Annotated in this window: 17 protein-coding genes, 4 tRNA genes and 2 pseudogenes; 10 read left to right on the forward strand and 13 right to left on the reverse strand. The window is 72.5% G+C overall.

Annotated elements, in window-relative coordinates; genetic code table 11:
* Positions 1 to 160: 160 nt before the first annotated feature.
* The 5 genes from rplA to ACVW07_RS06530 all read right to left on the reverse strand — a co-directional run bounded on the left by rplA (position 161) and on the right by ACVW07_RS06530 (position 2,947).
* Positions 161 to 880 carry a 50S ribosomal protein L1 gene (gene rplA / locus ACVW07_RS06510; protein WP_456818448.1) on the reverse strand — a complete coding sequence of 240 codons (720 nt, stop codon included), beginning with the start codon at positions 878 to 880 and terminating at the stop codon, positions 161 to 163.
* Between the two features lie 139 nt (positions 881 to 1,019).
* Positions 1,020 to 1,451, reverse strand: a complete 432-nt coding sequence (gene rplK, locus ACVW07_RS06515; protein WP_056023364.1) for a 50S ribosomal protein L11 — start codon at positions 1,449 to 1,451, stop codon at positions 1,020 to 1,022.
* Between the two features lie 84 nt (positions 1,452 to 1,535).
* On the reverse strand, positions 1,536 to 2,375 hold the full coding sequence (gene nusG / locus ACVW07_RS06520) for a transcription termination/antitermination protein NusG (protein WP_456818449.1): 840 nt from the start codon (positions 2,373 to 2,375) through the stop codon (positions 1,536 to 1,538).
* A gap of 88 nt (positions 2,376 to 2,463) precedes the next feature.
* Positions 2,464 to 2,748: a preprotein translocase subunit SecE gene (secE, locus tag ACVW07_RS06525; protein WP_456818450.1), complete on the reverse strand. Its 285-nt coding sequence runs from the start codon at positions 2,746 to 2,748 to the stop codon at positions 2,464 to 2,466.
* A gap of 126 nt (positions 2,749 to 2,874) precedes the next feature.
* A tRNA-Trp gene (locus tag ACVW07_RS06530) sits at positions 2,875 to 2,947 on the reverse strand.
* Between the two features lie 325 nt (positions 2,948 to 3,272).
* Here ACVW07_RS06530 and ACVW07_RS06535 point away from each other — a divergent pair.
* From ACVW07_RS06535 to ACVW07_RS06560, 6 genes and pseudogenes are all read left to right on the forward strand, one after another.
* Positions 3,273 to 4,512: pseudogene (locus ACVW07_RS06535) on the forward strand (pyridoxal phosphate-dependent aminotransferase).
* A 108-nt stretch (positions 4,513 to 4,620) separates the two neighbouring features.
* Entirely contained in the window at positions 4,621 to 6,141 is a 1,521-nt protein-coding gene (locus ACVW07_RS06540; protein ID WP_456818451.1) for an ATP-binding protein, read from the forward strand.
* Positions 6,138 to 6,815 carry a response regulator transcription factor gene (locus ACVW07_RS06545; RefSeq protein ID WP_456818452.1) on the forward strand — a complete coding sequence of 226 codons (678 nt, stop codon included), beginning with the start codon at positions 6,138 to 6,140 and terminating at the stop codon, positions 6,813 to 6,815. The genes ACVW07_RS06540 and ACVW07_RS06545 overlap by 4 nt, the downstream gene beginning before the upstream one ends.
* Before the next feature lie 44 nt (positions 6,816 to 6,859).
* Positions 6,860 to 7,876, forward strand: a complete 1,017-nt coding sequence (locus tag ACVW07_RS06550) for an adenosine deaminase (RefSeq protein WP_456818453.1) — start codon at positions 6,860 to 6,862, stop codon at positions 7,874 to 7,876.
* A 61-nt stretch (positions 7,877 to 7,937) separates the two neighbouring features.
* On the forward strand, positions 7,938 to 8,852 hold the full coding sequence (locus tag ACVW07_RS06555; protein ID WP_456818454.1) for a hypothetical protein: 915 nt from the start codon (positions 7,938 to 7,940) through the stop codon (positions 8,850 to 8,852).
* A complete protein-coding gene (locus ACVW07_RS06560) occupies positions 8,849 to 9,289 on the forward strand; it encodes a GntR family transcriptional regulator (RefSeq protein WP_456818455.1) in 441 nt (146 codons plus the stop codon). The genes ACVW07_RS06555 and ACVW07_RS06560 overlap by 4 nt, the downstream gene beginning before the upstream one ends.
* On the opposite strand, the gene ACVW07_RS06565 is transcribed toward ACVW07_RS06560, so the two are convergent.
* Together ACVW07_RS06565 and ACVW07_RS06570 are read right to left on the reverse strand one after the other, a co-directional pair.
* A complete protein-coding gene (locus ACVW07_RS06565; protein ID WP_456818456.1) occupies positions 9,211 to 10,308 on the reverse strand; it encodes a UDP-N-acetylmuramate dehydrogenase in 1,098 nt (365 codons plus the stop codon). The genes ACVW07_RS06560 and ACVW07_RS06565 overlap by 79 nt on opposite strands.
* Before the next feature lie 9 nt (positions 10,309 to 10,317).
* Positions 10,318 to 11,637 carry an MFS transporter gene (locus ACVW07_RS06570; protein WP_456818457.1) on the reverse strand — a complete coding sequence of 440 codons (1,320 nt, stop codon included), beginning with the start codon at positions 11,635 to 11,637 and terminating at the stop codon, positions 10,318 to 10,320.
* Positions 11,638 to 11,893: 256 nt separating this feature from the next.
* Between ACVW07_RS06570 and ACVW07_RS06575 the strand changes: the two genes are divergently transcribed.
* On the forward strand, positions 11,894 to 12,961 hold the full coding sequence (locus tag ACVW07_RS06575) for a LacI family DNA-binding transcriptional regulator (protein WP_456821039.1): 1,068 nt from the start codon (positions 11,894 to 11,896) through the stop codon (positions 12,959 to 12,961).
* Between the two features lie 42 nt (positions 12,962 to 13,003).
* On the opposite strand, the pseudogene ACVW07_RS06580 reads toward ACVW07_RS06575, so the two are convergent.
* From ACVW07_RS06580 to ACVW07_RS06600, 5 genes and pseudogenes are all read right to left on the reverse strand, one after another.
* Positions 13,004 to 13,433, reverse strand: a pseudogene (locus ACVW07_RS06580) (MaoC family dehydratase).
* Complete coding sequence (locus ACVW07_RS06585) at positions 13,433 to 13,882, reverse strand: FAS1-like dehydratase domain-containing protein (RefSeq protein ID WP_456818458.1); 450 nt, start codon at positions 13,880 to 13,882, stop codon at positions 13,433 to 13,435. Before ACVW07_RS06585 ends, ACVW07_RS06580 begins: the two are co-directional and overlap by 1 nt.
* A gap of 31 nt (positions 13,883 to 13,913) precedes the next feature.
* A complete protein-coding gene (gene rpmG / locus ACVW07_RS06590; protein WP_066582309.1) occupies positions 13,914 to 14,084 on the reverse strand; it encodes a 50S ribosomal protein L33 in 171 nt (56 codons plus the stop codon).
* An 81-nt stretch (positions 14,085 to 14,165) separates the two neighbouring features.
* A tRNA-Met gene (locus ACVW07_RS06595) sits at positions 14,166 to 14,239 on the reverse strand.
* Between the two features lie 57 nt (positions 14,240 to 14,296).
* A tRNA-Thr gene (locus ACVW07_RS06600) sits at positions 14,297 to 14,369 on the reverse strand.
* Positions 14,370 to 14,552: 183 nt separating this feature from the next.
* On the opposite strand from ACVW07_RS06600, the gene ACVW07_RS06605 reads away from it, so the two are divergent.
* Positions 14,553 to 15,035: a hypothetical protein gene (locus tag ACVW07_RS06605; protein WP_456818459.1), complete on the forward strand. Its 483-nt coding sequence runs from the start codon at positions 14,553 to 14,555 to the stop codon at positions 15,033 to 15,035.
* Between the two features lie 382 nt (positions 15,036 to 15,417).
* Positions 15,418 to 16,587, forward strand: a complete 1,170-nt coding sequence (locus ACVW07_RS06610; RefSeq protein ID WP_456818460.1) for an IS481 family transposase — start codon at positions 15,418 to 15,420, stop codon at positions 16,585 to 16,587.
* A gap of 39 nt (positions 16,588 to 16,626) precedes the next feature.
* On the opposite strand, the gene ACVW07_RS06615 is transcribed toward ACVW07_RS06610, so the two are convergent.
* Positions 16,627 to 16,708: transfer RNA gene (locus ACVW07_RS06615), tRNA-Tyr, on the reverse strand.
* Positions 16,709 to 16,893: 185 nt separating this feature from the next.
* On the opposite strand from ACVW07_RS06615, the gene ACVW07_RS06620 reads away from it, so the two are divergent.
* Positions 16,894 to 17,400 carry a YajQ family cyclic di-GMP-binding protein gene (locus ACVW07_RS06620; protein WP_456818461.1) on the forward strand — a complete coding sequence of 169 codons (507 nt, stop codon included), beginning with the start codon at positions 16,894 to 16,896 and terminating at the stop codon, positions 17,398 to 17,400.
* The last annotated feature ends 81 nt before the right edge of the window (positions 17,401 to 17,481 follow it).

Here is a 17,481-nt window from a genome sequence, read left to right on the forward strand (position 1 = left end):
CTGGCTCAGCGGCCTGTGGACCAGACCTCTGGAGCTGGCAGGTCGTCGGCGCTCACTGTCCTGACCTGCACCGGCAGACGACGAAGGCCCGATCCGCAGGGGGGACCGGGCCTTCGTCGACCGCAAGGTCCGGCGCATGGCGCGCCGGCGGGACGCAGCGTCAGGCCGCGTCGTCCTCGACGGTGAGGTTCCGGGTCTTGTTCTGGTCGAGCAGGATGCCGGGGCCGTTCGTGGTCGAGATCGTCGCCTTGGCGATGTAGCGACCCTTCGAGGCGGACGGCTTGAGACGCAGGATCTCGTCGAGCGCCGCGGCGTAGTTCTCCACCAGGTTGACGTCGGAGAACGACGTCTTGCCGATGATGAAGTGCAGGTTGGCGTGACGGTCCACGCGGAACTCGATCTTGCCGCCCTTGATGTCGGACACGGCCTTGGCCACGTCCATCGTCACGGTGCCCGTCTTCGGGTTCGGCATGAGACCACGCGGGCCCAGGACCTTGCCCAGTCGACCGACCTTGCCCATGAGGTCGGGCGTCGCGACGGCGGAGTCGAAGTCGGTGTAACCCTTGGCGACCTTGTCGATGAGCTCGTCACCGCCGACCTCGTCGGCACCGGCCGCGAGGGCCTGCTCGGCGCGCTCACCCGTCGCGAAGACGATGACGCGCGCGGTCTTGCCCGTGCCGTGCGGCAGGTTGACCGTGCCACGGACCATCTGGTCCGCCTTGCGCGGGTCGACACCGAGGCGGAACGCCACCTCGACGGTCGCGTCGTACTTGGTCGTCGACGTGGACTGGGCCAGTCGGACGGCCTCGAGCGGGCTGTAGAGCCGCCCGTCCTCGATCTTCTCGGCGGCGTTGCGGTACGCCTTGCTGTGCTTGGCCATCTGCGTCTTCTCCTTCAGCAGTCGTGGTCTGTCGGGCCGCACAAGGCCCTGCCACTGGTCCCGGACTGGCGGTCAGCCCTGGGGTCGTGCTCCTCGGCCCGGGCTCACGTCCGGGCCGAGGTCGTTCTGGGGGTCGACGTCAGCCCTCGACCTTGATACCCATCGAGCGAGCGGTGCCCGCGATGATCTTCTCGGCCGCGGCCAGGTCGTTCGCGTTGAGGTCCTCGAGCTTGGTGCTCGCGATCTCGCTGACCTGCGCCTTGGTGAGCGTCGCGACCTTGACGGTGTGCGGCGTGGGCGAGCCCTTCGCGACACCGGCGGCCTTCTTGATGAGCTCCGCGGCGGGCGGCGTCTTCGTGATGAAGGTGAACGAGCGGTCCTCGTACACCGTGATCTCGACGGGGATGACGTTGCCGCGCTGGGCCTCGGTCGCCGCGTTGTACGCCTTGCAGAACTCCATGATGTTGACGCCGTGCTGACCCAGCGCCGGACCGATCGGCGGCGCAGGGGTGGCCGCGCCGGCCTTGATCTGGAGCTTGATCAGGCCGGTGACCTTCTTCTTCGGGGGCATGATGCCTTCCGTCCTTCGTTTCGTGGGCCGACGCCGTGGGCGATGACCCGGTTGCACTGGCTCCCCGCGGTGCGGGGTGTCCGGTCAGATCTTGGCGACCTGGCTGAACGAGAGCTCGACCGGGGTCTCCCGGCCGAAGATGGAGACGAGGACCTTGAGCTTCTGGTTCTCGGCGTTGATCTCGGAGATCGTCGCGGGCAGGGTGTCGAACGGCCCGTCCGTCACGGTGACCGACTCGCCGACGGTGAAGTCGACCTGGATCTGCGAGGCGGCCTTCGTGGCGGCGGCGGCTGCCGGCGTCTTCGGGGCCAGCACCGGCGCGAGCATCGAGAAGACCTCGTCGAGCGTCAGCGGGACCGGCTGGTGGGTGTGCCCGACGAACGACGTGACGCCCGGCGTGTGACGGACGGCGCCCCACGACTCGTCGGTCATGTCCATGCGGACCAGGACGTAGCCGGGGATCCGGACGCGCTTGACGACCTTGCGCTGCGCGTTCTTGATCTCCACGACCTCCTCCATGGGGACCTCCACCTGGTAGATGAAGTCCTCCATGTTGAGGCTCTGCGTCCGGTTCTCGAGGTTCGCCTTCACGCGGTTCTCGTAGCCGGCGTAGGAGTGGATGACGTACCACTCGCCGGGCATGCGCCGGAGCTGGGCCTTGAACGCGGCGACCGGGTCCTCGTCGGGGTCCTCGAACGCCTCGGCGTCGTCGGCGGGGGTGTCCTCGGCCGCAGCGTCCGTCTCCTCCGCAGCGTCGTCCGTCTCCTCGGCGGCGTCGGCAGCGTCCTCGGCGTCCACCTCGTCGGTGGCGACGGCGACGGCGTCGCTGTCACCTGCGGACGCCTCGACCGCCTCGACCGACGCGAGCGCGTCCTCGAGCTCCGTCTCGGCACCCGTGGTGGGCTCCTGCGACTCCTGCGACACGTGCGAACCTGCTTTCTCCAGCGTTGTGCGCTTGGTGGGCGGCACGGCGAGACGCCCTGCTGCCCGGCGGCCGGTGGCCGCGACGGCGTCAGCCTCCGAAGACCCAGAAGGTCAGCTTGCCGACGCCGAGGTCGACCACGGTGACGAACGCCATGATGACCGCGACGAACACGAGCACGACCGACGTGTAGGTGACGAGCTCGGAGCGCGTCGGGCGCACGACCTTCTTGAGCTCCGCGACCACCTGGCGGACGAACAGGCCGATGCGCGCGAACAGACCGCGCTCCTGTGCCTTGCCGGCCGCCTTGGGCGCGCGAGCGCGCGGTGCCGAACCCTCGGCGTCGGACGCCGCAGCCGGTGCTGTTTCGCTCACGTCAGGCCCCTACGTCTCGTGGTGACCACCGGTCCCGTGCGGGGCCCGGCGGACGGACGGCCGACGCGTCGCGCCGGACCGTCCGGCGATCCTGCTCGCAGCCGACCACAGGTCGGACTGCGTGCGCAGGGCAGACAGGACTCGAACCTGCAACCTGCGGTTTTGGAGACCGCTGCGCTACCAATTGCGCCACTGCCCTACGGCGGTCCTGACCTCCACGACAGTCCGCGCGCCGACCGTCGGAGTGCTCCCGTAGGGGGTCCGACGGACGTTCCCCCGGGACCTGGCGACCATCGGTCCACCATCGATCTGTCCCGCTCGGGCACGGCTCATCATGGCGGACGTCAACCGCCGGGGGACCACTGTACGCGACGAGCGCCCCTCGGTCGAACTGCGCCCGAGACCCCGAGGAACGGGCCTGGCGCGGGACGGGCTCGCTGCCCCGGACCGCCGGGCCGCAGACCGACCGGCCAGGTGCCCGCCGGTCGATATGACACCGACGACGGGACGTGACCTCTGCCACTATGGACGCCGTGAGCGCCCAGACCGAGCCGTCCGCCCCCCGTCCCCGCGTCTCCGCACGCGTCGCCGCGATCGCCCCGTCGGCGACGCTCGCGGTCGACGCCAAGGCGAAAGCACTCAAGGCCGCCGGCCGGCCGGTCATCGGCTTCGGGGCCGGCGAGCCCGACTTCCCGACGCCGTCGTACATCGTCGACGCCGCCGTCGAGGCAGCGAAGGACCCCGCGAACCACCGGTACACGCCCGCCGCCGGGCTGCCCGTGCTGCGCGAGGCGATCGCCGCGAAGACGCTGCGGGACTCCGGCTACCAGGTCGCGCCGTCGTCGGTGCTCGTGACGAACGGTGGCAAGCAGGCCGTCTACCAGGCGTTCGCGTCCGTTGTGGACCCCGGCGACGAGGTGCTGCTCCCCGCGCCGTACTGGACCACGTACCCGGAGGCCGTCCGGCTGGCCGGCGGTGTCCCCGTCGACGTGTTCGCCGGCGTCGAGCAGGACTACCTCGTGACGGTCGAGCAGCTCGAGGCGGCCCGGACCCCGCGGACGAAGGTGCTGCTGTTCTGCTCGCCGTCCAACCCGACCGGGTCGGTGTACTCGCCCGAGCAGACCGCGGCGATCGGCCGGTGGGCGCTCGAGCACGGCATCTGGGTCCTCACCGACGAGATCTACGAGCACCTCACCTACGACGACTCCGTGTTCACGCCGATCGTCCGTGTCGTGCCCGAGCTCGCGGACACCACGGTCGTGCTCAACGGGGTCGCGAAGACCTACGCGATGACCGGCTGGCGCGTCGGCTGGATGATCGGCCCGCAGGACGTCATCGCGGCCGCGACCAAACCTGCAGTCGCACCTCACGTCCAACGTCGCCAACGTCTGCCAGCGCGCAGCGGTCGCCGCGGTGTCCGGCGACCTCACGGCCGTCGACGAGATGCGGTTCGCCTTCGACCGGCGCCGCCGGACCATCGTCGAGATGCTCGGTCAGATCGACGGCGTGACGTGCCCTGCCCCGCAGGGGGCGTTCTACGTGTACCCCTCGGTCGAGGGCGTGCTGGGGCGCACCATCCGGGGCGTCACGCCGCGGACGTCGGCCGAGCTGGCAGCGCTGATCCTCGACGAGGTCGAGGTGGCGGTGGTCCCCGGCGAGGCATTCGGCCCGAGCGGGTACCTGCGGCTGTCCTACGCGCTGGCGGACGAGGACCTCGTCGAGGGCGTCGGACGGATCCAGAAGCTGCTCTCCGAGGCGGGGTAGGCACCGGCGCCCCGAGGTGCGGGGCCCAGGGCCGACCGGGCGAACGTGCGGCGTGACCTGACCGGACGACCTTCACCGGGGTGAAACGCGCGGGCCATACTGTCCAGCGTGCGCGCGGACGACGAGGGGGACCCCCGCACCGGGGACGCCTCGGTGCCGGCGAACCCGCGCCCCCACCTGACCGTCCGGGCCCGGATCCTCACCGCGGTCGTGGCGCTCGCCGGTCTCACGGTCCTCATCGCCGGAGGCACGGCGTACGGGCTGCAGGTCCGGCAGATCGACGCGCGCATCGACAACTCGCTGACGCGCGCCGTCGCGGCGCTGCGCGCGGTCGAGCAGGCGACCGGATCGGACACGGACCACCCGACCACGGACCTCAACGCCCTGCTCAAGGAGTCGGTGCGGACCCGCGTCCCGGGCCGGAACGAGGGCGTGGTCACGTTGCGGGACGACGAGCTGGCGTGGCAGGCGGCCCCCGAGACCGAGGCCCTGCCCCTCGGCCAGGACGAGGAGCTGGTGTCCTACCTCGCGCACCACTGGTTCGGCCCGCACCCTGCGTCCCGCACGCTGCGGACGTCGACCGCCGAGTACCGGTTCGTCGCGGTGCCCGTGCACGTGTCGCACTCGCCGGGCCGCGGCCTGTTCGTCGTCGCGTTCGACCGGGGGGCCGAGATGCGCGCCCTGCGTGACACGTACGTGTCCTACGTGGAGGTGGGGCTGGCGGCTCTCGCGGTCACGACGGTCGTCGCGTGGTTCGTGGTCGGGCGGCTCCTGCGGCCCGTCCGGCTGCTGCGGGACACCGCGCGGCGGGTCACCGAGTCGGACCTGTCGGAGCGGATCGAGGTGAGCGGCAAGGACGACCTGTCCGACCTCGCCCGCACCGTGAACGCGATGCTCGACCGCCTCCAGCTCGCCTTCGGGTCGCAGCGCGAGCTGCTCGACGACGTCGGGCACGAGCTGCGGACGCCGCTCACGATCGTCCGCGGGCACCTGGAGCTCATGGATCCCGAGGACGCGACGGACGTCCGTGCCACGCAGTCCCTCACGCTCGACGAGCTCGACCGGATGCACCGCCTCGTCGACGACCTGATGACGCTCGCCACTGCCGACCGCCCCGACTTCGTGCGCCTGGCGCCGACCGACGTGGGCCGGCTCACCGACGACGTCCACGACAAGGCGCGTGGTCTCGGCGACCGGCGGTGGCTGGTCGCCGCCCGTGCCGACGTGACCGTCCAGCTCGACGCCCAACGGATCACGCAGGCCTGGCTCCAGCTGCTGGCCAACGCGCTCCGCTTCTCGGCACCGGGCTCCGCCGTCCGGCTGGGCAGCGAGATCGCCGGGCGGCGTCTGCTGCTGTGGGTGCGCGACGAGGGTCCGGGCGTGCCGCCCGAGGAGGAGGAGCGCGTGTTCGAGCGCTTCCACCGCGGTCAGGCGGACCGCAACCCGCACGGTGCGGGCCTCGGCCTGCCGATCGTGGCGGCCATCGCCCGCGCTCATCACGGGCGCGTGTTCCTCGAGCACCCTCCGCCGCAGGCCGGCCCCGGTGCCGTGTTCGTGCTCGACCTCCCGGCCGTCGACCTCGTCGACGGCGAGACCCCGCCCGTCCCCCAGCTCGTGGAGAACAGATGACCCACATCCTGATCGCGGAGGACGAGGAGCGGATCGCCGCATTCGTCGCCAAGGGCCTGCGGTCCGCCGGCTACGAGGCGACCGCCGTCACGTCGGGCGCGGAGACGATCGCCCGCGTCGAGGCCGGCGGGGTGCACCTGCTCGTGCTCGACCTCGGGCTCGTCGACATGGACGGGTTCGAGGTGCTGCGGCGGCTGCGCGAGACCGGCCGGACGATCCCGGTGATCGTGCTGACGGCCCGCTCCTCGGTGACCGACACCGTCACCGGCCTGGAGTCGGGCGCGGACGACTACATGGCCAAGCCCTTCCGGTTCGAGGAGCTGCTGGCCCGGGTCCGGCTCCGGCTGCGCGCCCAGGGGCCGCCGGCGACGGGCGAGCCGAACGTCCTCTCGCACGGCCCGCTGCAGCTCGACCTGCGTACCCGGCGGATCCGGGTGGGCGGCCAGGAGGTGGACCTGTCGGCGCGCGAGTTCGCGCTCGCGGAGACGTTCCTGCGCCACCCCGGTGACGTGCTGACGCGCGAGCGGCTGCTGTCGGAGGTGTGGGGCTACGACTTCGACCCCGGCAGCAACGTGGTGGACGTGTACGTGCGGTACCTGCGCCGGAAGGTCGGGTCCGAGCACTTCGACACCGTGCGGGGGGTCGGCTACCGCCTGGTCGACGCGACCGCCTGACCGCTGGCCGCGTGGGTGCAGGGCCACGCTGGCACACTGTCCCGATGCGCGACCTGGCCCTGCTCCCGAAGGCTCACCTGCACCTTCACTTCACGGGGTCGATGCGCCCGACGACGCTCGCCGACCTGGCTGCCGAGCACGGCATCCGGCTGCCGTCCGCGCTGCTCGACGACGACCCGCTCCACGTGCCCGCAGACGAGCGCGGCTGGTTCCGGTTCCAGCGCCTCTACGACGCGGCACGGGCGTGCGTCCGGTCGGAGGCGGACATGCGCCGGATCGTCGCGGAGGCGGCGGCGGACGACGCGGCAGAGGGGTCGGGACGGCTGGAGATCCAGGTGGACCCCACGTCGTACGCGCCGTTCGTCGGCGGCGTCACGCCCGCGATCGAGATCGTGCTCGACGCAGCCCGGGAGGCGTCCGCCGCGACCGGCGTCGACGTCGGCGTGATCGTGGCGGCGTCGCGGATGCGGCACCCCTTCGATGCGCGGACGCTGGCTCGCCTCGCGGCCCGTCACGCGGGTGACGGGCCGGGACAGGTCGTCGGGTTCGGTCTGTCGAACGACGAGCGGCGGGGCGAGACCGCCGACTTCGCACCGGCGTTCGCCATCGCCCGGCGGGCGGGCCTGGCGTCCGTGCCCCATGGCGGCGAGCTGCTCGGGCCGGCGCACGTGGAGGACGTCGTCGACCACCTGCGTCCCGACCGGCTCGGGCACGGGGTCCGGTCGGCCGAGGACCCCCGGGTGCTCGAGAGGGTCGTCGACGAGGGTGTGGCGCTGGAGGTGTGCCCGGCGTCCAACGTGTCTCTGGGGGTGTACCGGTCGGCCGACGAGGTGCCGTTGCGCACGCTCGTCGACGCGGGAGCCCGGGTGGCGCTGGGGGCGGACGACCCCCTGCTGTTCCGGTCCAGGCTCGTCGCCCAGTACGAGCTCGCCCGGGAGGCGCACGGGTTCTCCGACGAGCAGCTCGCCGACCTGGCGCGGTCGTCCATTCGGGCCAGCCGGGCGTCGGACGGCGTGCGGGCACGGCTGCTCGCCGGGGTGGACGCGTGGCTGGCCTCTTGACGGTGGCGCCACGAGGGCTCATTGTGTCGATGTCTTGATTCATTGATACAAGGAGACCGCCGTGGCCGGCGCCGTGCCCCTGCTGCTCGTGCTTCTGCTGGTGGGCGGGGTCGTCGCCGCCCTCCGGCCGGTGCGGACCCCCGCACACGTCTCGGCGTCGGAGGCGTGGCTGGCCGCGGAGCGGCACGCCCGGCGAGTCACACTGGGTGCCTGGGCGGTGCTGCTCGTCGTCCCGTGGCTCCTCGCCGGAGCCTTCGACATCCCGGCACCGATGGGCGCGGACCTCGCCGTCGCACCGGCGACCGGCGGGATCGCGTTCCTCGTCGTCCACCTGGGAGGCGAGCTGACGTGGCCTCGGCCGGCCGGCCCGGTCCGGCGCGCGCCGCTCGTCCGCCGAGGGGTCCGTGACGTCGCACCGCGCGCGCTGAGCCGACTGACGGCCACCTGGGCCGCACTGCTCGCGGTGCTGCTGGTCGTCTGCGGGGCGACGGCAGGGGCCGACGGCCGGTCGCTCACGGTCGCGCACGGGGAGCGCACCACGTCGACGGCGAGCCCGTTCCCCGGCTGGTACTACGGCCGGGTCGTCCTGCCCGCCGCCGTGGTGGTCGTCGTGCTGTGCCTCGTGGCGCTCGCCCTCGTCGCCCGGCGCGCCGCGGTCGCGGACACCACGCCGGACGACGACCTGGCGCTGCGCCGGACGTCTGCCCGACGGGTCCTCGCAGGCGTGCAGCTCGTGCTGGCCTGGACGTTGTCCGGCTGCCTGTTCTTCGCGGCGAACGCGGTCCGCTCCGCAGGGCCACGCTGGGGCACGGGCGGCTCCACGGCGTCCGCCGTCGTCGCGGCGGGCGGAGCGCTGCTGGCCGTGACGGTCGCGGTCGCGTCCGTCGTGGTCGCCGTGCAGGCGACTCGGGCGGTCCGGCGCACGGTCGCCGGCTCCCTGCCGGGCATGCGCCCGCTCGCCCGACCGACCGCATGACCGCCCAGCTCGAGGTCGACCTCACGTCCGGCGTCCCCGCCTACGAACAGATCCGGACCCAGGTCGTCGCGCACGTCGCTGCCGGTCGGCTCGTGGCGGGCGACCGGCTCCCCACGATCCGCGCGCTCGCCACCGACCTCGGTCTTGCCCCGGGCACGGTCGCGCGCGCGTTCCACGAGCTGGAGGCCGACGGGGTGGTGGAGACGCGCCGTCGTGCCGGCACGGTCGTCGCGACGGGGGCGTCCGTGCCGACCGACGTCGCGCGCCGCGCCGCCGAGGTGTACGTCGCGGCGGTGCGGGCAGCAGGGCTCGACGACGGAGAGGCCCTCGCGCTCGTGCGTGGCGCGCTGCTGCGACCTCAGAGCGAGACGCCGACCAGCACGGGCTCGGGCTCGAGCAGCACGCCGTACCTCGCGGCGACACCGTCCCGCACCTGACGCGCCAGGGCGACGAGGTCGGCGGCGCCCGCCCCGCCCCGGTTCGTGAGTGCGAGCGTGTGCTTGTCGGAGAGCGCCGCCGGTCCCGGGGAGCCGAAGCCGCGCGAGAAGCCGGAGTGCTCGATCAGCCACGCGGCGCTCGTCTTGACCAGACCGTCCGCCGCCGGGAACGACGGCGCTCCGTCGGGGACCGCGTCGGCGGCGACGAGCGGGTTCGTGAAGAACGACCCGGCGCTCCACGTGTCGTGGTCGGCCGGGTCGAGCACCATGCCCTTGCGCGCCCGCAGCTCCAGCACCGCCGCCCGGACGTCGAGGATCGGGGCACGCTCCCCCACCGGCACCCCGAGCATCCGGGCCAGCTCCGGGTAGTCGATGGACCGCGTGTGGGTGCCCTGGCGCAGCTGGAACGTCACGTCCAGCACCACGTAGCGCGGGGTGGGGTGCCACGGGGAGCGCGGGTCGTCGTGGTCCACCGCGCGCATCGACCGCTTCAGGAGCGACGTGCGGTAGCCGAACCGCAGGTCGACGAGCGGGAGGGTGCGCACCCGGCCGCGTCCCCGGTCCCACACCCGCACGGTCGAGATCGTCTGCGCCACCTCCTGGCCGTAAGCACCGACGTTCTGCACCGGGGTGGCGCCCGTGGAGCCGGGGATGCCCGAGAGCGCCTCGAGGCCGACCAGCCGGTGCGTCACGGCCTGCTCGACGACCTCGTCCCACGGGGTGCCGGCCGGGACCGTGTAGGTGACGCCGGCGCACGCCGAGTGATCGGGCACGGCCACGCCCGTCCGGATGTCACGGACGACGACGCCGTCGAAACCCTCGTCGGCGACGAGCAGGTTCGAGCCGCCGCCGACCACCAGCAGCGGCTCGCCGGCGTCGTCGGCGGCGCGGACGACGTCGATCAGCTCGCCCTCGGTGGTCGTCTCCACGTACCGCGTCGCGGGACCGCCCACCCGGAGCGTGGTGAGGTCCGCGAGCGCGGGGACGAGGCTGGTCGGGGTCGTGACCGTGGGCTGCACCGGACCAGGCTAGACCGCCGGCTCGTCGTCCTCGGCGGTGGCACGCTCGCCGGCCGGGCGTTGCAGGGGTGCGGCGGCATCGACGACCAGGAGCCCGAGCACGATGGGCACGAGGATCGCCAGCAGCGCATTCCGGTATCCGACGTGCTGCGCGAGCAGCCCCAGGAGCGGTGGCCCGGCGAGGAACGCGCTGTACCCGATCGTCGAGACCACGCTGACCCGCGCTGCGGCGCGCGCCGGGTCGTCCGAGGCGGCGCTCATGCCGACCGGGAAGCCGAGCGCGGCGCCGGCACCCCACGCGACGATGCCCAGCAGGGCGACCCACAGCTGCCCGGACAGGCCGAACACCAGCAGGCCGACGATCGCCAGGACGGCGCACAGGCGCAGCACGGCGACCCGCCCGAACCGGTCCAGGAGCGCCGTGCCGAACCAGCGCATCGCGGTCATCGCCGCGACGAAGATGCCGAACGCCAGGGCGCCGAGCGCGTGACCCGTGTCGAAGCCGTCGACCACGGCCAGGCTCACCCAGTCGTTCGCCGCCCCCTCTGTCAGGGCGGCGGCGAGCACGACCAGCCCGATGAGCAACGTGCGCGGCTCGACCCACGCGGCGAGCGCACCGCGTGCGCCGCGTGGGCTGGCGGTCGACGGGTCGGCGGAGGTACCGGCGCTCGGCGCCGGTGCGGCGTGCGGGTGCTCGTCGTCGGCCGGCAGGAAGGCACGCACGGCGAACGCCACCCCGACGACCGAGAGGACGACGACGACAGGGATGTGCACCACGACCGGCACATGCAGTCCTGCCGCGACCGCGGCGACGGCGGCCGCCGCGACGGTGCCGAACGAGAACCCGGCGTGGTACCTCGGCATGACGGTCCGACCGAGCCGCTGCTCGACGGCGGCTCCCTCGAGGTTCATCGCGGCGTCCCACACCCCCGTGCCCACCCCGAACAAGACGAGCCCGAGACCGACGACCGCCACCTCGTCGGCGGCGACGCCGACGGATGCCACGACGAGACCGGTCGAGTTCAGCGTCGCGAACGCCAGCACGGTCCGTCGTGCGCCGAGCCGCTCGACGACGAGCCCCGACACGGGCAGGGACAGCAGCGACCCGATCGACGCGACCAGCAGCAGCACGCCCATCTGCTCCGGGCTGAACTCCAGACCGTCGCGGATCGCAGGCAGCCGGGAGGCCCAGCTGGCGAAGTTGACCCCGTTGAGGACGAACACCACGAACACGGCCAGCGACGCGCGCTGCACCAGTCGCGACGGGCCGGCGCCGGGATCGGGCCGGTCGTCGGTCGTCATCGGCCCTCCGGCGTGCGGCTCGGTCATCGGTGTTCCTTCGAGGATGTCAGGGTCGGACAGGACCGACAACAGATGGTCGAATCGATTCGATCGTGCACTGCAGGGATCGGTCGAATCGATTTGATGCTGGTCTCGATTGTGCGGGTACGCTGGCCGTCGCGTCAACACGCGCACCTCGTCGCGCGGTGGCGCGGACCCGCGTCACGACGACCGAGAGCAAGCCCGCACCCGGCCCGCGTTCGCCCCGCGCGACCTGCCCGGTGCGCCGACCCGGAGGTGCACCCTGTCGAACCAACGCCCGACCCTCGCGGACGTCGCCGCCGCCGCGAAGGTCTCCGTCTCGACGGCCTCGCTGGCCTTCTCCGGTGCCGGGCCGATCGCCGCGGCCACGCGCCAGCGCGTGCTCGACGCCGCCACCGAGCTCGACTACTCGGGCCCCAACCCGCTCGGCCGGCAGCTCCGCCAGGGCCGCTCGGGGATCGTCGGCGTGGTCGTCGGCGACGCGCTCAAGCGCTCGTTCCGCGACCCGGTCGCCGTGCAGGTGCTGGACGGCCTGGTCGGGACACTCGGTCCGCTCGGTCTCGGTGTGCTGCTGATCCCCGGCCCGCGCGACGTGTCCTCACCGCTCGTCGACCCGCTCGTCGAGTCGGCGGCCATGGACGTCGCCGTCCTCCTGTGGGGCGGCACCACCGACGACCCCGTCCTCACGTCCCTGCGTCGGCGCGGCATCCCGACCGTGCTCGTCGAGGGCGACCAGCTGCCCGACGTCGCCAACGTCGGGATCGACGACCGGGGCGGCATCGCGACGGCGACCCGGCACCTGCTCGACCTCGGTCACACCCGGATCGCCACGGTGACGCTCGCGTTCAACCGCGAGCGTGGCCAGGGCCTGGCCGACGAGGCGCGGATGCGGACGGTGGACTGGCAGATCACGCGCAGACGGCTCGCCGGGATCACCGACGCCGGGGTGACACCGGTCGCCGTGTACGAGACGCCCGCGTCCCTCGTCGAGCACGGCGCCGCCGCCGGACGGACCCTGCTGTCGGCACCGGACCGCCCGACGGCGATCGTGTGCCAGTCCGACCTGCTGGCCGGCGGCGTGGTGCTCGCGGCCCGCGAGCTCGGCCTGCGCGTCCCGGAGGACGTCTCCGTCCTCGGCTTCGACGGGCTCGACCTGCCATGGCTGGCGCCCGACGTGCTCACCACCGTGGCTCAGCCCCTGGCGGAGAAGGGTGCCGCCGTCGCGCACGCGGTGCAGGACCTGCTCGCCGGCGAGCTGCCGCCGTACCGCGAGCTGCTCGTGTCGCTCCGCATCGGCACGACCACCGGACCGGTCCCGGCGTCGGCCTAGCGAGCCGGCCGCGCGCTGCACGCGCACGGGGGCGTCTGAGGCTCAGCCCAGCCGGACGACGGCCTGCGCCTTCCCCAGCACCCGGACACCGTCCAGCGTCACCGTAAGATCGACGCGCACCGTCCCCGCCTCGGCGTCCGACGGCTCCGACCACGGCGAGCACCTCGACGGTGGCTCCCCCGGGGTCGGGCACGGGGACGGGCCGCGTGAACCGCACCTGGTAGTCGACCACGGCACCGGGATCGCCCGCCCAGTCGACGACGACGGGAACGGCGGCACCCATGGTCCACATGCCGTGCGCGATGACGTCCGGCAGACCCACGGACCGGGCGACGCGGTCGTTCCAGTGGATGGGGTTGAAGTCGCCGCTCGCCCCGGCGTACCGGACGAGGCGGGCACGGTCCACGGTGACCTCGCGACGGCCGACCTCCTGGCCGACCTCGACGTCGGCCAGCAGCGGGCGCTCGCCCATCAGGACTCCTCGGGGCGGACGGCCAGGGTCGAGACGACCGTCGCGACCGCCTCGCCGTCCTCGGACGCGATCTCGGCACGCGTCGTGATCATGGCGAGGCCCGCGCGCTCGATGATCGAGTCGACGTGCAGGACGGTGACGAGGCGGTCCCCGGCGTGGATCGGCCGGTGGTGCGTGAACCGCTCGTCCGCGTGCACGACGCGGCTGAAGTCGATCCCGGCGGCCGGGTCCTCGAGGAGCTGGGCCTCGGCGCGCTGCGCCACGACCACCGCGAAGGTGGGCGGTGCGACGACGTCCGGGTACCCGAGGGAGCGGGCCGCCTCCGCGTCGAGGTGCGCAGGGTGCGTGGCGCCGACGGCGCTCGCGAACTCCCTCAGCTTCTCGCGGCCCACGTCGTAGACGACGTTCGGCGGGTACTCGCGACCCGCGTAGCTCGTGTCGACGGGCATGCGCGGCCGGCCGTGACTCGGCGGACCGAGATCAGCGGGTCTCGCGGTGCACGGTGTGACGGCCGTCCCGCGGGCAGAACTTCTTCATCTCGAGACGGTCGGGGTCGTTCCGACGGTTCTTCTTCGTGATGTAGTTCCGCTCCTTGCACTCCGTGCACGCGAGCGTGATCTTCGGACGGACGTCCGAGCTCTTGCTGGCCATGGTCTTGCCACCTCTCGCGCCGTTGCGGCGCTTGCGATCTTGTTGCGACGCGCCGGCCGACGCACCGTGTTCACCTGGCGGTAGCGGGAGCGGGACTCGAACCCGCGACACCACGATTATGAGCCGTGTGCTCTAACCACCTGAGCTACCCCGCCACTGTCGGTGTGGGGGTCCCGCGCCCACGAGGGCACGGGAACCACGTCACACCACAGAGCCCCGAAAGGGAATCGAACCCTTGACCTTCTCCTTACCATGGAGACGCTCTGCCGACTGAGCTATCGGGGCAGCGCGAGCAAGGTTACACGGGCCTTGGGGTCGCAGCGAAATCGGACCCGGACGCACCCCTCGATGCCGGTGATCCTGCGGCCACCACGCCCCAGCGGGACAGTGTGAGGACCCGGTGAGAGCGTCTGCCTAATCATTTCGTCTCGTCGCTCCGGCTCTGTCCGACATGTCACGATCCCGCCCATGCGCTCGCACCGACGCAGCACCGCTGCCGCCACCCTCCTGCTCTCCGCCTCGCTGGTCCTCGCGACCGCAGCCTGCACCGGAGGGGGTGACGACGCCGACGCCGACGCGGCACCGTCCACCGACGCCACCGCCGCCGGCACCACGCTCGAATGGCCGAAGGCCATCGACCCCGCCACCTCCACCGACGCGTTCTGGGTCGTCTGGACCGCCATCGTCGAGAATGGCGACGGCGCCACGCAGGAGGTCCAGCCCGAGATCGAGAAGCTCGGCGAGGTCGGCTACCAGACCCTCCCGTGGGACCCGTCCTGCCAGAGCGGCGCCGAGGAGCAGCTGGCGGGCCTGACCGGATACGCCGACCCGATCGGCGTCGGGGTCGCGTTCGCCTCCGCCGAGGACGCCGGGAAGTTCGACACGCTCTACGAGGGCAGCGACACCAAGTCCGTGACGCAGGGCACCTACACCTGCGCCACCGCCTCCTGACCACCCACCTCGGACCGACAGACGGCGGGGCGCCCATCACGGGCGCCCCGCCGTCGTCGCACCCGCACCTGCCGCCCGGGTCGGCAGCGGCCGTCCCGGCAGGCACCGGCCGTCCCGGCAGGCACCCGCCGTCCCGGCAGGGAGCGGCCGTCAGGGCACGCGCCGGCCGTCCAGGCACGCACGGCGTCACACGTCGATCTGGGATTCACAGCGGCCTGCACGGCTCGCCATGGTGCTGGAACGAACGAGGCCCCGAACCGTGACGGTTCGGGGCCTTGCCGTTGTCCTGCGACTTCACGGTGTGGCGGGTGAGGTGTGCTGTTTCAGGACATAGGCAACGGATGTCTCAGGACATAGGAAACGTCGACCGGGATGCTCGGGCATGTCGCGTGCCCAGTTGGTCATCACCGCTGTCGTGCTCGAGGGCCGTCCGCGGGCCGAGGTCGCCCGGGCCTACGGGGTCTCACCGAGCTGGGTCTCGCGCCTCGTGGCCCGCTACCGCCAGGACGGGGAAGCCGCGTTCGAAGCCCGCTCCCGGCGCCCGCGGACCAGCCCGACCCGCACCCCGGACGCGACCCTCGCGCTGATCGTCCACCTGCGCGCCAAGCTGACCGCCGACGGCCTGGACGCCGGCCCGCACACCATCGCCTGGCACCTGACCCACCAGCACGACCTGACCGTGGCCCCCGCCACGATCTGGCGGCACCTCAAGGCCGCCGGCCTGGTCGAACCGACCCCGTCCAAACGCCCCCGCTCGTCCTACGTCCGCTTCGAGGCCGACCTGCCCAACCAGCTCTGGCAGAGCGACTTCACCCACGTGCGCCTCGCCGACGGCACCGACACCGAGGTCCTGACCTTCCTCGACGACCACTCCCGGCTCGTGCTGGCCTGCACCGCTCACCACCGGGTCGGCGGCCACGACGTCGTGACCACGTTCCGCGCCGCGATCAGCGAGCACGGCGTCCCGGCCGCCGTGCTGTCCGACAACGGGATGGTCTTCACCACCCGCCTGGCCGGCGGCCGCGGCGGACGCAACGCCTTCGAGTCAGAGCTGGCCCGCCTCGGCATCGAGCAACGCAACTCCCGACCCAACCACCCCACCACCTGCGGCAAGGTCGAACGCGTCCAGCAGACCCTCAAGAAGTGGCTCACCGGACGACCCCGAGCCGCCGACCTGAACCAGCTGCAGACCCTGCTCGACACCTGGCGCGAGCACTACAACAACGCCCGTCCACACAGCTCTCTGCACGGACGCACACCCACCGCCGCCTACACCGCCAAAGCCAAGGCGCACCCCGTCGGCGGCGCCGGGACCCACCAGCGCGTCCGCCACGACCGCATCGACGACAACGGCAAGCTCACCTTGCGGATCGCCGGCCGGCTGCACCACATCGGCATCGGACGAACCCACGCCCGAACCCCCGTGATCATGCTCATCGCCGACCTCCAGGTCCGCATCGTGCACGCCATCACCGGCGAGCTCCTGCGCGAGCTCACCATCGACCCCACCCGCGACTACCAGCCCCAGAAACAACAAGACCCCGAACCCTGAGGGTTCGGGGTCTTGCTGATGTCTTGCAACATCACAGTGTGGCGGGTGAGGGATTCGAACCCCCGTAGGCGTTGCCAGCTGATTTACAGTCAGCCCCCTTTGGCCACTCGGGTAACCCGCCAGGGTCGGCGCACCGTCAGGGTCGACCCGGAGGCCGACACCGCGAGCGGCGTGCGGGTGGAAGGATAGCAAGCCGCGGGCACTGCTCGCGAAACGGCCCGAGATGCAGCACGGTGGGGTGCGCCCCGCGAGGGCGTGACCCCGCAGCAGATGTCCCGGCGGTGCCGGGCGGCAGGAGGAGAGCACATGGCGAGCGAGTCGTCGTTCGACGTCGTCAGCAAGGTCGACCACCAGGAGGTCGACAACGCCCTGAACCAGGCGGCGAAGGAGATCGCCCAGCGGTACGACTTCAAGGGGGTCGGCGCCTCGATCGCCTGGAGCGGCGAGAAGATCGTCATGGTCGCCAACTCGTCCGAGCGGGTGCTCGCCGTGCTCGACGTGTTCCAGTCCAAGCTCATCAAGCGAGGCATCTCGCTCAAGTCGCTCGACACCGGCGGTGACGACGGCCCCGAGCCGAAGCCGTCCGGCAAGGAGTACCGGCTCGAGGCGCTCGTCAAGGAGGGCCTGAGCAGCGAGGTCGCCAAGAAGCTCGCGAAGATCGTGCGCGACGAGGGCCCGAAGGGCGTCAAGACGCAGATCCAGGGCGACGAGCTGCGGGTGTCGGCAAAGAGCCGCGACGAGCTCCAGACCACGATCGCGCTGCTCAAGGGCGCCGACGTCGACGCCGCCCTGCAGTTCGTCAACTACCGCTGACGAGCGGCCGAGGCGACGCCCACCGGCCCACGGCGGCTGGAGGCGTCGCCCCACCGGCCCACCGCGGCTGCAGGCGCGTCA

It is taken from the genome of Cellulomonas sp. URHB0016, assembly GCF_054057935.1.